Genomic DNA, 12,937 nt, shown 5'->3' with positions numbered 1-12,937 from the left:
CGGCGAACCGCGGCGGCCCCGCCTCGCCGCCGCCGGCGCCGCCCCCGCGCGCCCCGCCGCGGAGCAGCCGCGCCCAGGGCAGCCCCGGACCCGCCTGCGGGCTCACCGCCGCGCCCGCCCCGGCGCGGGCGCGGTCTCCGCGAGGATCTCCGCCAGGTGCACCGCGCGCACCCCGCCGCGCAGCCGGGACAGCGCCCCGCCGATCTGCATCAGGCAGGCGTCGTCGTCGGAGCAGACCACCTCCGCCCCGCTCCCGCCGATCCGCCGCACCTTGTCGGCGACCATCGCCACCGAGGTGTCGGAGTTCTTCCAGGCGAACGCCCCGCCGAAGCCGCAGCACTCCTCGGCGCCGGGCAGCTCGACCAGCTCCAGGCCGCGCACCTCGCGCAGCAGCCGGAGCGGGCGGTCCCCGGTGCGCAGCGAGCGGAGCGCCTGGCAGGCCGGGTGGTAGGCGACCCGGTGCGGGAAGGACGCGCCCACGTCCACCGCCCCGAGCACGTCGACGAGGAACTCGGTCAGCTCCAGGGTCCGCGGCGCCCGAGCGATCCGCGGCTCCCGCCCGGCCAGCACCGGGTAGTGGTCGCGGACCATCGCGGCGCACGACGCCGAGGGCGTCACCACCAGCTCGCACCCGTCGAACACCTCGGCGAACCGCGCCGCCAGGCCGGTCGCCTCGCGCCGGTAGCCGGAGGTGTGGTGCGCCTGCCCGCAGCAGGTCTGCTCCTGCGGACAGACCACGGTGCACCCCAGCCGGCGCAGCAGCCGCACCGCGGCCCGGCCGGTCTCCGGGAAGACCGTGTCGGTGAGGCAAGCGACGAACAACCCGACCCGCACCCGTCCTCCCCGCCGACCTCCGTGAGCACACCGGACACAGAAAACACGGCCATGGTAAACACCGCGATTCCGCCTCCGCAGGCGTTCCGACGGGTTTCCGAGACGATCCGGGCGGCCGCCTCCGGCCACCCCGCCCCGCCGCGGGAGCGGCCGCCCGGGGCGCGGACCGGACTCGGCGGCCTTCCCGCCCCGGAACCGGCCGCCGCGCACGGGCCGGGCGGAGACCCCCGGTCCCGGGCGGCCTCGGAGCTCTCGCCCGGCACCCGCCCGGCGGCGCCCACCCGAACGGCCCCGCCCCCGGTCCGCGCACCGGCCCGGGCGTACTAGGGTTCTCCGCCATGACCGACCTTCCCTCCCGCGCCGACGACCCCGGGCTGTGGCCCTCCGACCCGGAGCAGGCCCGCGCCCTGCAGGCGCGGCTGGCCCGCGAGGTGCGGCAGGACCCGCTGGACGCCGCCGGGGTGCGGCTGGCCGCCGGGCTGGACGTCTCCTACGACCGCGACGACGAGCGGCTGGTCGCCGCCGCCGTGGTGCTCTCCCTGCCCGGCCTGGAGGTCGTCGACTCCGCCACCGCGCACGCCGCCCCCTCCTTCCCCTACCTCCCCGGCCTGTTCGCCTTCCGGGAGCTGCCGCCGCTGCTGGAGGCCGTCCGCGGCCTCTCCACCGAGCCCGACGTCTACGTCTGCGACGGCTTCGGCCTGGCCCACCCGCGCCGGTTCGGGCTCGCCTGCCACCTCGGCTGGCTGCTGGACCGGCCCGCGATCGGGGTCGGCAAGTCGCCCTTCACCGGCCGCGCCGACGAGCCCGGTCCGCAGCGGGGCGACTGGAGCCCCCTGCGCGCCGGCGGCGAGGCCGGCGCGGAGGAGGAGGTGGTCGGCCGCGCGCTGCGCACCCGCACCGGCGTCCGCCCGGTCTACGTCTCGGTGGGGCACCGCGCCGACCTGGACGGCGCCACCGACCTGGTGCTCCGGCTGACCCCCGAGTTCCGGCTGCCCGAGACGGTGCGCCGCGCCGACCGGCTCTCCCGGGACGCCCTGGCCGGGCTCTCCGGCGCCTGAGCGCCCCGCCCCGCGGCCGCCCCGGGGGACACGCCGCACGCCGTGCGATGTTTTTTCCGGCCGATGCCGGATCCTGGGAAACGGGCCCCCGGATTGTCGTAGGGGCCGGTGAGAATCAGTAGTGAATCGAACGGAATCCGATCGATCCAAACCGGCTCCGAGTGCGTCTGAATATGCGAGAACACACAGCAGGGTGTGGTTCAGGCCACTATGGTTCCGATGGGGCCGAGGTCAGGCTCCGCACGTACGACCGAAACGGGAGGCGCGCCATGTGCCGTCACGAACCCGAATGCCCGTCCTACGACGCCGTCGACCGTGAGGCTGCCCGAGTCATCGCCGAGCACCACGAGCAGGGCTGGAGCCTGCTGTGCAACGGCGTCGTGCTGTTCGAGGACACCGGCGAACTGCTGCCCGACGGCCGGATCGTCGCACCGCACCGCCCCGGCGTGGTGCGCGCCGCCGCCTGAGGCACCGCTCCCCGACCCGCCGGGCCCCGCACCGAACCCGAACGCGCCCGCCCATGAGCGCCGAGAATGGGCGGGCGCGCCCGTGCTCGGCCGACCGGGCCCGGCGGGTCCGGCGCAGGAGCCCCCGGCGGCGCCCCGGAGCGCCCGCTCAGCCGGCGCGGAACCGCCGGTCCAGCCACCCGGCCACGATCCGGCCCACCGCCGCAGGGTCCTTCGCCAGCTCGTGCCGCTCCCCCGGGAGCACCTCCACGGTGTCGGCGTCGGCCGCGTCCGGAACCCCGAACGGGTCCCGGTCCCCGTTGACCACCAGCACCGGAACGCCCGCCCCGCGCAGCTCGCCCGCGCGCGACCGCTCCGGGCGCTTCGGCGGGTGCAGCGGAAAGGCCAGCGCCACCACGGCCTCCGCCCCCACCGCACCGGCCGTCCGGCACGCCACCCGCGCCCCGTTGCTCCGCCCGCCCTGCACCAGCGGCAGGCCGGCCGCACCGGACTCGGTGCGCACCTTCTCCACCAGCACCCGCCACGCCTCGTCCTGCGGCCCCGTCGCCGACCCCGGCATCCGCCTCCCCGCCACCCGGTACGGCTGGGTGACCCGGGCGACCGCCCCGCCCGCGGCGAGCACCGCATCGCGCACCGCCGCGATGTCCGGGGCGTCCACTCCCCCGCCCGCGCCGTGGGTGATCGCGAGCAGGTACCGCGCCTCCCCCTCCGGCAGCTCCACATCGGCCCGCCCGGGCCCCCTCGGCGTGTCGATCTCGATCTCCATGCCCTCAACCTAGCGCCGCGCCCGCCCGCCCCCCGGTCCGGCGGCACCGGGGCCGCCGCCCGCCCCGGGAGGATCCGGCCGACGGTCACCCCCTCCCCCTATGCTCCGCCCCGACCGCGAGCAGCGACCCCGAGGACGGACGATGACGGAAGCCGGACCCACCCCCTTCGAAGCCGTGGAGCACCTGTTCAGGCTGTGGCTGCCTCGATGGCGCCTGGTGCTCACCGCCGGCCGGGCTCCGGCCCCCTACGAAGAGGAGTGGGACACCGCCCCCTCCCCGGCCGAGGCGGCGGAGTACGGGGCGTTCCCGGAGACGTTCCCCGGCCCCGGCGGGCGGCGCCACCCGGTCGCCGCCGAGCGGTTCGGCATCGAAGACCCGGACGAGACCTCCGACGGTCCCCTGCACGCCTCCTGGGGCGTGCCGGACGACGGCGCGGAGCAGGTGTTCGAGCTGATCATCGGGGCACTGGAGACCGACCCCCGCGGCCTGGACCGGCGCGGCCGGGCGCTCGCCGGATACCTGGCCGGCCTCGTGGCCGCGGGCGGCACCGACCTGCTGCACATCACGGCGGCCGCCGACCCGGACGGCGCCCCGGCCGACGGCGAACTGCACCTCCTGGTCCGCTCCGGCGCGGGCACGGTGCGCCTGGCGCTGGCCCCCGCCCCGGCCGGCGCGGGGGACGGGGACGGGGCCGACGATACGGCCGAGCACCGGATCGCCTGCGCCGCGACGCTGCTCGGCGAGTTCCTCCGGATCAACAACAACGACACGGTGGCCTTCGAGGCGGCCTTCGGAACCCACGGCGTCGGCCTGGACACCGCCGACCCCGACGCCGCCTTCCGTACCGGCTGGGCCGGAGACGGGCACTGGCCGATCGCGGAAGAGGGCGACGACGAGGCCGACGACGTCCTCTGGGCGGTGGACGCCGCCGCCCTGAAGGCCGCGCTGGCCGAGTCCGAGTCGAACATGGTCGCGAAGGCGCGGAGGGGGACCCTGCTCTGGGAGTTCGATTCCGCGGCGCCCGAGATCCCGGGGGGCGAACTCGTCTCCTGGCTCGCCCGCGACCTCCTCGAAACGGTCCTCACCGAGGCCACCGGGGCACCCGGGACCCCGCCCCTTCTCGCCTACGCCAAGAACCTCCCCCTCGATTCGGTCCTGTACGGCGAGGGGTACTCCTGCCTCCTCCTGGTCGGAGCGGAGCGCACCGCCCTCGTCCAGGTCGGCTGAGGGCGCCGCGGCCGCACCGCCGGAGGGCGGGAGGCCGGCCGGGCCGGGGTCAGTCCGGCCGCCGCTCCCCGTGCTCCGGCCAGCCCTCGGGGAGCACGTCGTCGCGGGAGCCGGAGGCCAGCCGGAGCCGCTCGCGGAAGTCGTCGTGCAGGGCGCGCCCCCAGACGTAGGGGCTGGGGATGCGCACCGCCTCCTCCAGCGCGGTGCGCAGCGCGGCCACCCGCGTCTCCCCCTCGGCCAGCGGCAGCGCCGCCCGGGCGTGCACCTCGCCCAGGGCCGCGAAGAGCTCGCCGGCCAGCATCGGCGTGCTGCCCTCGGCGGCGGCCGCCTCCAGGTACGGGTCCCACCACGGGACCGCCCCGGCCTCCGCCGCGTCCGGGTCGGGCTCCAGGAACCCCCGGCGCAGCCGGCCGTGCACGTCCGCGGCGACCTCCGGGTCCCGGTGCGCCAGGCCCTGCTCCCAGGCCCGGCCCGCGCCGTCGGGGTCGCCGCGCAGCAGGAGCAGCCGGGCCAGCAGCTCGACCGCGGTGGCCGCGGCGCCCGGCGGGACCGGTCCCGGTTCGCCGCCGCCGGGGTCGGAGGCCTCGGCCACCGCGCCGAACTCGGCGATGGCCCGCTCCACGTGCACCGCTCCCAGCAGCAGGCGCAGCCCCGGGTCCTCGCCGAAGGCCAGCCCGTGCCGGAGCACCTCCTCCGCGCGGCCGGGCTCGCCGCGGGCCAGCAGCCGCTCGGCGTAGTCCCGGGCCGCCTCCGGGACCGTGTCGGCGCCGCCGTCCAGCGCCCCCTCCCAGTGGCCGCGGGCGACCTCCTCGTCGCCGCGGTCCTCGGCGATCCGGGCCAGTCCGTGGTGGGCGGCGGCCGCGTAGCGCCCGTTCCCGGAGTCCAGCGCGCGCAGCCACGCCCGCTCGGCCTCTGCGGCGAGCCCCTCCTCCTCGTAGGAGAGGGCGAGGTGGCAGGCGGCCCGCGGGGCGAACTCCGGGTGGCCGGTCTCGATGGCGGCGTGCGCCGCCTCCCGCGCCGCGCGCACCTTCCCCTCGCCGTGCCGCGCCACCGCGAGCCCCATCGCCGCCCGCGCCCGGTGCACCTGCGACCCGCCGTCCAGGACCTGCTCGTACACCTGGGCCGCCCGCGCGAAATGCCCGGTCTCCGCCAGGTCGCGGGCCTGCTCGCAGAGGTCGGCGAATTCGGGCTCCTCACCGGGTGCGCCGGTGGCGGGGGTTCCGGTCGTCGCTGTCATCCCGTGCAACTCTCCGAGGGGGCGGGGGTCCCGCCGCGCGCGGCGGCGGATGGCCTGTCCCTCGGAGACTAACGGTTCCTACCGAGGGACCCCGGACGCTGCACCGGATTCTTCCGGGGAGGCGCGAGAACAATCACCTTTATGCCGTAGATTTCCGATTTGCCCTACGTGGGAAGCGTTCGCCGGGAAGGTTCTGTCACTCGTAAGGGAGGAACTGCGAGGTGTCCAGCTGGATGTTGAACGGGTCGGGAAGCCCGATCTTCGCACCGAACGATTCCTGCCTCCGACTCCCGAACTTCTCCCCGTCGGGTCTGGCGAACAGCGCCGTGCTCCGCTCCGCAGGATCGATCAACAGGTACAGGTCGATCATCGCCTGAGCGTAGATGACCGGCTTGAGCTCCCAGTCCGCGGAACGACTCCCCGGCGACGCGACCTCGGCCACCAGAAGCACGTCGTCCGGAGGAATCCAGCTGTCCCTGGTCTTGAGGATCTGCGTCGGCGCGACGAAGAAGTCCGGCACGACCCCCCGCCCGGCTTCAGGGAGCCGGATCTCCAGGTAGGTCTCATAATCCGTTCCGTCTGGGAGGTACGGACCGATGGCGCGCTCGAGTACGCGCACGTTCCGACCGTGCAGGCCGCTGGGGGTGGGCGACAAGGTTATGGTCTCCCCGTCCAGGATCTCCGCCCGCAGGAGTTTGGTCTCCGGCAGGTCATCGAGGATCTGGAACAGCTTCGCCGCAGGACCGGCCGCCTCGGACCGCAGGCCCTGCCCCGCTTCGGTGGCGAGCGCCGTCATCTTCGACTCCTCGTCATCGGGCATCTGACGGTCACATCCTGTCACGACTCGACGACGTTCCTCCGGGGTTTCCCTCACCCCCATTCCACCGCATTCATATGAATCGGCACCAGCACCCCACCGCGCTCTTCCGGATTCGTATGAATCGGTACCGGCACCCACCGCGCTCCTCCGGATTCGCATGGATCGGCACCAGCACCCACCGTATGCATATGAACGGGTGCCGGCGCCGGGGTCAGGGCGCGTAGACCCGGACGTAGTCGACCGTCATCCGCTGCGGGAACTCGGTGGTCCCGTCGGGGTACCCGGGCCACTGGCCGCCGACCGCCACGTTGAGGATCATGAAGAACGGGTGGTCGAAGACCCACCGGTCGCCGCCGAGGTCGGCGGGGGTGACGGTCTGGTAGGCGACGCCGTCCACCGACCAGGTGATGGAGTCGGGGGCCCAGTCCACCGCGTAGACGTGGAAGTCGTCGGCGAAGGCCCCGCCGGTCGGGTGCGGGTAGGAGCCGCCGATGCCCTCGCCGCCGGAGTAGCCGGGCCCGTGCACGGTGCCGTGCACCGTGCTCTGCTCGTGGCCGACGTTCTCCATGACGTCGATCTCACCGGAGTCCGGCCACGGGGTCTCCGGGAAGTCGCCGCCCAGCATCCAGAAGGCCGGCCAGATGCCCTGGCCGCGCGGGATCCGGATGCGCGCCTCGAACCGGCCGTAGGCCTGCTCGAACTTGTCCTTGGTGGTCATCCGGGCCGAGGTGTAGCCGCCGTCGGCCTCCCGGCGGGCGGTGATGACCAGGTTGCCGGCGCCGTCCAGCGCGGAGTTCTCCCGGCTGCCGGTGTAGTCCTGCAGCTCGCCGTTGCCCCAGCCGTGGTCGCCGAGCTCGTGGTTCCAGTTCGCCGGATCCGGGGCGGAGCCGGCGGCGCCGTCGAACTCGTCGGACCAGACCAGGGCGCCGGGGGCGGCGTCCCCGGCGGGCTCGGCCGGCCGGGCCGGCGCCGCCTGCGGAGCGGCGAACCCCAGGGCGGCCAGGGCGGAGGCGGCGACCGCGGAGGCGGCCAGCCGGGTGCGGAGGTGCGGGGTGCTTCGGGACATGAGGGGGCTCCGATCGGTACCGCCGCCGGATGCGGCCGGGCCGCTCCGGCGGGCTCGGGGGCGGATCGGGTGCGCCGCGCCGGCTCGGCCGGGTTGCGGGTCCGTCCGGACCGGGGCGGGCGCACGGCGGGTTCGGCGACCGAGCGCGTCCGCGGGGTCACCGAGCGGATCGGAACGAAACGCTACGGACCGCCCCATCCGCCCGCAAGGGGGGTTCGGGAAAAAATGGGAACGCTCCCACAGCGGTGCCGGACGCGGCCCGGGTGCTCTCCGCCCGCGGCGGGGGCGCGCGGCCGGCGCCCCGGTCCGGCGTCCTCTTCCCCGACGGGAAGCGGCGGGAAGCGCGCGGGCCCGCCGCACCTGCGCGGTGCGGCGGGCCCGGGGCGCCGTCCTCCTACTCCTCGAACGCCTCCGGCGGCGGGCAGGAGCAGACCAGGTTGCGGTCGCCGTAGGCCTGGTCGATGCGGCCCACCGGGGACCAGTACTTCTCCTGGCGCAGCCGGGCCACCGGGTAGGCGCCCTCGCTGCGCGGGTAGGAGTGCTTCCAGTCGTCGGCGGTGAGCGCCTCGGCGGTGTGCGGGGCGTTCTTCAGCGGGTTGTCCTCGGCGTCGTAGCCGCCCTCGGCAACCCGGTCGATCTCGCCGCGGATCGCGATCATCGCGTCGATGAACCGGTCCAGCTCGGCCAGGTCCTCGCTCTCCGTGGGCTCCACCATCAGGGTCCCGGCCACCGGGAAGGACATCGTCGGCGCGTGGAAGCCGTAGTCGATCAGGCGCTTGGCGATGTCCTCGTTGGTGATCCCGGTCTTCTTCGCCAGGCCGCGGACGTCGATGATGCACTCGTGCGCGACCAGGCCGCCCGCGCCGGTGTAGAGCACCGGGTAGTACGGCTCCAGCCGCTTGGCCACGTAGTTGGCGCTGAGCACCGCGGTCTCGGTGGCGGCGCGCAGGCCGTCCCCGCCCATCATCCGGATGTAGGCCCAGGAGATCTGCAGGATGCCCGCCGAGCCGAACGGGGCCGCGGAGACCGGGCCGACGCCGGTGTGCGGGCCGGCGTCCGGCTGGCCCGGGTGGTTGGGCAGGAAGCCCGCCAGGTGCGAGCGGACCGCCACCGGGCCGACGCCGGGGCCGCCGCCGCCGTGCGGGATGCAGAACGTCTTGTGCAGGTTGAGGTGGCTGACGTCGGCGCCGAACTTCCCCGGCTTGGCCCAGCCGAGCAGCGCGTTGAAGTTGGCCCCGTCCACGTAGACCTGGCCGCCGGCCTCGTGCACCAGGCGGCAGACCTCGGTGATGGTCTCCTCGTAGACGCCGTGGGTGGAGGGGTAGGTGACCATGATCGCGGCGACCGAGCCCTCGTGCTTGGCCAGCTTGGCGCGGAGGTCGTCCAGGTCGACGTTGCCCCCGTCGTCGCAGGCGACCACGGCGACCCGCATGCCGGCCATGACCGCGCTGGCCGCGTTGGTGCCGTGCGCGGAGCTGGGGATCAGGCAGACGTCGCGGTCGGCCTCGCCGCGGCTGCGGTGGTAGCCGCGGATCGCCAGCAGGCCGGCCAGCTCGCCCTGGGAGCCGGCGTTGGGCTGCAGCGAGACGGCGTCGTAGCCGGTCACCTCGGCCAGCCACTTCTCCAGGTCGCGGATGAGGGCGACGCTGCCGGCCGCCTGCTCCAGCGGGGCCAGCGGGTGCAGCCGGGAGAACTCCGGCCAGGTGACCGACTCCATCTCCGCGGTGGCGTTGAGCTTCATGGTGCACGAGCCCAGCGGGATCATGCTGCGGTCCAGCGCGAGGTCCTTGTCGGAGAGCCGGCGCATGTAGCGCAGCAGCGAGGTCTCGCTGCGGTGGCTGTTGAAGACCTCGTGGTCGAGGTAGTCGACGCCGCGGCGGAGCCCCTCGGGCAGCGCCTCCAGGCCCCGGGCGGGGGCCTGCTCGGCGGCGTCCTTGCCGGAGAAGGCGGCGAGCACCGCGGCGACGTGCGCGCCGGTGGTGGTCTCGTCGCAGCTGATGCCGACCGTGTCGGCGTCCACCCGGAGCAGGTTGATCCCGCGCGCGGCGGCCGCCTCGAGCTTGGCCTCGGCGCCGGCGGGCACCCGGACCCGCAGCGTGTCGAAGAAGGAGCCGTGCAGCACCTGGAAGCCGCGGGAGCGCAGCCCCTCGGCGAGCCGGGCGGTGTGCCCGTGCACCCGCTCGGCGATCTCGCGCAGCCCGCGGGGGCCGTGGTAGACCGCGTACATGCCGGCCATGACCGCCAGCAGCACCTGGGCGGTGCAGATGTTGCTGGTCGCCTTCTCCCGGCGGATGTGCTGCTCGCGGGTCTGCAGGGCGAGCCGGTAGGCGGGCCGGCCCGCGTTGTCCACCGAGACGCCGACCAGCCGGCCGGGCATCTGGCGCTGCAGGCCCTCGCGGACCGACATGTAGCCGGCGTGCGGGCCGCCGAAGCCCATCGGGACGCCGAACCGCTGGGTGGAGCCGACCGCGATGTCGGCGCCGAGCTCGCCCGGGCTGCGCAGCACGGTCAGCGCGAGGACGTCCGCGGCGACGACGGCCAGGGCGCCGGCCTCGTGCGCGGCGTCGATGACCGGCCCGGGGTCGCGCACCGCGCCGGAGGCGCCCGGGTACTGCACCAGCACGCCGAACGCGTCGCCCTCGGGCAGGCCCTCGGACAGGTCGGCGACGACGATCTCGATGCCGAGCGGCTCGGCGCGGGTGCGCAGCACGTCCAGGGTCTGCGGGAAGACGTCGGCGTCCACCACGAAGGCGGCGCTCTTGGACTTGGTCGCGCGCCGGGCCAGGGTCATCGCCTCGGCGGCCGCGGTGGCCTCGTCCAGCAGCGAGGCGCCGGAGACGGCCAGCCCGGTCAGGTCGGAGACCATGGTCTGGAAGTTGAGCAGCGCCTCCAGCCGGCCCTGGGAGATCTCCGGCTGGTACGGGGTGTAGGCGGTGTACCAGGCCGGGTTCTCCATGATGTTGCGCAGGATGACCGGCGGGGTGACGGTGTCGTAGTAGCCGAGGCCGATCATCGAGGTGCGCACGGTGTTCCGGTCGGCCAGGGCGCGCAGCTCGGCCAGGGCCTCGGTCTCGCCGGCCGGGGCGGGCAGGTCGAGTTCGGCCGGGGTGCCGGGGGCGGTGAGGATGGACTCCGGGACCGCCGCCGCCATCAGGGCCGAGGTGGAGTCGTATCCGACCGCCTTCAGCATCTCGGTGATCGCGGAGGGGTCCGGGCCGATGTGCCGGTCGGCGAATTCACGGGCCGGCGCCCCTGCTGCGGCGGGTTTCGGGGTCGGCTGCTCCGGCATGGAGACCTCCTGGTCGCATCGGCCGCGGACGCGGCTGCTCTCCTCGGTGTCTCCCCCTCTGTCGCTCGCTGCCGTGCCGGCCGCGCGACCGTGCGGGCGTGGCGCGTACCGCACGTCCGCAGCTTCAGAGTGGCCTTCTCCGCGCGGTCCCTGGTGCCTGAGAGGTTACTGGGGAGTATTGCCCCGTCGGCGCCCCTGCCGGGGTCTCTCCCGCGCGGTATCAACGGCCGGTGATGAACTTTTCCCTGCAATTATCCACCGAATCGCCCGTTTCGTGCACCACGTCACGTGCACGGACGCGGTCCGGGGCGCGCCGCCCGGCTTCGGGCGCACGGCCCCGGGCGGAACCCGGTGGACGGAATCCCGACCGTACTCGATGCCGCTCCGCCGCGCATGCCCGGCCCCGCCCCGCGGCGGCCGGACCGGGGGCGGTCAGCCGGTCCGGCGCTCCCGGCGCCGGCGGGCCAGCTCGTCGCCGGGGTGCGGCTCGTCCGGCAGCGGCTCGGCCAGCCGCTCCCCCGGCAGCTGCCCCAGGGCGCCCTCCAGCTCCCGCCAGACCCGCCCCAGGGCGATGCCGAACATGCCCTGGCCGCCCTGCATGAGCTCGACGACCTCGGTGGGCGAGGTGCACTCGTAGACGCTGACCCCGTCGCTCATCAGGGTGATGTGCGGCAGGTCGGAGGTGTCCCGGCCGCGCAGGTGCTCCACCGCGGTCCGGATCTGCTGCAGCGAGATCCCGGTGTCCAGCAGCCTCTTGACCACTTTGAGCATCAGGATGTCGCGGAAGCTGTAGAGCGGGACGGAGGCCGCGCCGGGTTCGGGCAGCACGCTCGGCCCGACCAGCCGGGTCCGCGCCCAGTAGTCGAGCTGGCGGTAGGTCACACCGGCCGCCGCGCACGCCGTGGGACCGCGATAGCCGATGTCCATGGGCAGCGCCACCACGTCCTCTTCACACAGCAGACCCTGCTCCCCCGCTCGCCGTATCGCCGCTCGCCCGGGGAGGGAGGCCCGCTGATTGCCGCTCGTAACCGCCACGCCGAACCTCCGGCTCCTCGGCCCACGGCGGTTGACAGGGGGTTGCGAAGGGTGCGCCGCGGGTGCTTCGACATTGAAGGTAAGCCGGTCCGGCGGAGAGCGTCAACGACACTCATCGGCGCGTCGCGGAACCTTTCGACGAGCGCGCGCTGAACACCGTTCCGGCGGCCTTTTCGGCAGCTCACGACCATGTTAAGCGCGCACCGGAGCTCCCGCGGCGGCGACACGCCAAGGATTCGGGCAGGGGTGGCGGCCGCCCGAATCCGCGCTCACCCCCTGTCACCGCCTGTGATCCTCGCCACGGTCACGGAGCGTTTCCGCCCCGGCCCGGTCCCGCCGGGGCCGCGCCCCTCCCCGCGGCGTGAAAAACCGCGCAAAGGTCCGCCAAGTCCGCGCCCGTCCCGGGGCGGGCCCCGCGCGGCACTGCTTGGCTGGTCAGAGGGCCCGAAGAGGGTTCGGGACCGGCACCGCACCGGACCGGCGGGGGGGGGAGCCATGGCTCGGCACGGCGAGGAGCGGGGCGCCGCGCCCCGCGGACGCGGCGGCTGGCTCCCGCTCGGGGCGGCCGTCGGCGCGGTCGTCCTGCTCACCGCGGGCTGGCCCGCGCTGGACGCCGCCGTGGCGGGCACCGCCCCGGTCGAGCCCGGGCGGCCGGTGCAGGTCGGGGCCGGGCACGGGCACACCGCCTCGGTCGAGTTCGGCCCGGGGTGGACGCTGGACGAGGGGCGGAGCCGGGACGGCCGCAGCCTCCTGTTCACCCGGGGCCCGGTGGAGCTGCGGCTGGCGACGGTGGTCCCGGCCGGTCCGGCCGGCCCCGGCGAGCTCTGGGACGGGCTGCGCCGGATCGTCCGGGTCGACGACCCGACCGCCCGGCTGGGCGAGCCGCGGCCGGCCGTCTCCGAGCACGGGGCCGAGGGGCGCACCGGCCCGATGCGCGGCGACGCCGCGTCCGGGAGCGCCGCGGTGTTCGGCGCCCACGACGGCGGGCTGGCCGTGGAGATGGTGCTGGCGGCCGGCCCCGGCGTCCCCGCGGAGCGGCTGGAGGAGGCGGAGCGGGTGTTCGACACGGTGGCGTTCGGCGAGGACTCCGGGGAGGCGCCGTGAACCGGGCGTCCCCGGAGCGGAGGAGCACCGGAG

General features: G+C 75.3%; 11 protein-coding genes and 1 riboswitch. Of the genes, 4 read left to right on the top strand and 7 right to left on the bottom strand.

Features of this window, described 5'->3' with window-relative positions; genetic code table 11:
* Positions 1–102: 102 nt before the first annotated feature.
* On the bottom strand, positions 103–834 hold the full coding sequence (locus tag D459_RS0102275) for a (Fe-S)-binding protein (protein ID WP_017591367.1): 732 nt from the start codon (positions 832–834) through the stop codon (positions 103–105).
* Between the two features lie 338 nt (positions 835–1,172).
* Between D459_RS0102275 and D459_RS0102270 the strand changes: the two genes are divergently transcribed.
* Both D459_RS0102270 and D459_RS0102265 read left to right on the top strand, forming a co-directional pair.
* Positions 1,173–1,892: an endonuclease V gene (locus tag D459_RS0102270; protein ID WP_017591366.1), complete on the top strand. Its 720-nt coding sequence runs from the start codon at positions 1,173–1,175 to the stop codon at positions 1,890–1,892.
* A gap of 269 nt (positions 1,893–2,161) precedes the next feature.
* Positions 2,162–2,359: a DUF5999 family protein gene (locus D459_RS0102265; protein ID WP_017591365.1), complete on the top strand. Its 198-nt coding sequence runs from the start codon at positions 2,162–2,164 to the stop codon at positions 2,357–2,359.
* Between the two features lie 148 nt (positions 2,360–2,507).
* Here D459_RS0102265 and D459_RS0102260 read toward each other — a convergent pair whose 3' ends face one another.
* A complete protein-coding gene (locus tag D459_RS0102260; protein ID WP_017591364.1) occupies positions 2,508–3,125 on the bottom strand; it encodes an alpha/beta hydrolase family protein in 618 nt (205 codons plus the stop codon).
* Positions 3,126–3,267: 142 nt separating this feature from the next.
* Between D459_RS0102260 and D459_RS0102255 the strand changes: the two genes are divergently transcribed.
* On the top strand, positions 3,268–4,353 hold the full coding sequence (locus D459_RS0102255) for a hypothetical protein (RefSeq protein WP_017591363.1): 1,086 nt from the start codon (positions 3,268–3,270) through the stop codon (positions 4,351–4,353).
* Between the two features lie 49 nt (positions 4,354–4,402).
* Here D459_RS0102255 and D459_RS0102250 read toward each other — a convergent pair whose 3' ends face one another.
* From D459_RS0102250 to D459_RS0102230, 5 genes are all read right to left on the bottom strand, one after another.
* Entirely contained in the window at positions 4,403–5,590 is a 1,188-nt protein-coding gene (locus tag D459_RS0102250) for a tetratricopeptide repeat protein (RefSeq protein WP_026119984.1), read from the bottom strand.
* Between the two features lie 196 nt (positions 5,591–5,786).
* Positions 5,787–6,410, bottom strand: a complete 624-nt coding sequence (locus tag D459_RS0102245; RefSeq protein ID WP_017591362.1) for a Uma2 family endonuclease — start codon at positions 6,408–6,410, stop codon at positions 5,787–5,789.
* Positions 6,411–6,621: 211 nt separating this feature from the next.
* Complete coding sequence (locus tag D459_RS0102240; protein ID WP_017591361.1) at positions 6,622–7,476, bottom strand: glycoside hydrolase family 16 protein; 855 nt, start codon at positions 7,474–7,476, stop codon at positions 6,622–6,624.
* 394 nt (positions 7,477–7,870) lie between these two features.
* Entirely contained in the window at positions 7,871–10,765 is a 2,895-nt protein-coding gene (gcvP, locus tag D459_RS0102235) for an aminomethyl-transferring glycine dehydrogenase (RefSeq protein ID WP_017591360.1), read from the bottom strand.
* A gap of 134 nt (positions 10,766–10,899) precedes the next feature.
* Positions 10,900–10,988, bottom strand: a riboswitch (glycine riboswitch).
* 209 nt (positions 10,989–11,197) lie between these two features.
* Positions 11,198–11,800 (bottom strand): MerR family transcriptional regulator, encoded by a 603-nt coding sequence (locus D459_RS0102230; RefSeq protein ID WP_026119983.1) that lies wholly within the window; start codon positions 11,798–11,800, stop codon positions 11,198–11,200.
* A 495-nt stretch (positions 11,801–12,295) separates the two neighbouring features.
* Between D459_RS0102230 and D459_RS0102225 the strand changes: the two genes are divergently transcribed.
* Positions 12,296–12,904 (top strand): HAD family hydrolase, encoded by a 609-nt coding sequence (locus D459_RS0102225; protein ID WP_017591358.1) that lies wholly within the window; start codon positions 12,296–12,298, stop codon positions 12,902–12,904.
* The last annotated feature ends 33 nt before the right edge of the window (positions 12,905–12,937 follow it).

This window comes from Nocardiopsis potens DSM 45234, assembly GCF_000341105.1.
Taxonomy (GTDB): domain Bacteria; phylum Actinomycetota; class Actinomycetes; order Streptosporangiales; family Streptosporangiaceae; genus Nocardiopsis_A; species Nocardiopsis_A potens.
This window is presented reverse-complemented; position numbering and strand designations above follow the sequence as displayed.

Bases quoted from the DNA above. Each gene is read 5' to 3' on its own strand.
- D459_RS0102225 (WP_017591358.1), top strand. From the start codon at position 12,296: ATGGCTCGGCACGGCGAGGAGCGGGGCGCCGCGCCCCGCGGACGCGGC.
- D459_RS0102260 (WP_017591364.1), bottom strand. From the start codon at position 3,125: ATGGAGATCGAGATCGACACGCCGAGGGGGCCCGGGCGGGCCGATGTG.
- D459_RS0102240 (WP_017591361.1), bottom strand. From the start codon at position 7,476: ATGTCCCGAAGCACCCCGCACCTCCGCACCCGGCTGGCCGCCTCCGCG.
- D459_RS0102250 (WP_026119984.1), bottom strand. From the start codon at position 5,590: ATGACAGCGACGACCGGAACCCCCGCCACCGGCGCACCCGGTGAGGAG.
- D459_RS0102265 (WP_017591365.1), top strand. From the start codon at position 2,162: ATGTGCCGTCACGAACCCGAATGCCCGTCCTACGACGCCGTCGACCGT.
- gcvP (WP_017591360.1), bottom strand. From the start codon at position 10,765: ATGCCGGAGCAGCCGACCCCGAAACCCGCCGCAGCAGGGGCGCCGGCC.
- D459_RS0102255 (WP_017591363.1), top strand. From the start codon at position 3,268: ATGACGGAAGCCGGACCCACCCCCTTCGAAGCCGTGGAGCACCTGTTC.
- D459_RS0102270 (WP_017591366.1), top strand. From the start codon at position 1,173: ATGACCGACCTTCCCTCCCGCGCCGACGACCCCGGGCTGTGGCCCTCC.
- D459_RS0102245 (WP_017591362.1), bottom strand. From the start codon at position 6,410: ATGCCCGATGACGAGGAGTCGAAGATGACGGCGCTCGCCACCGAAGCG.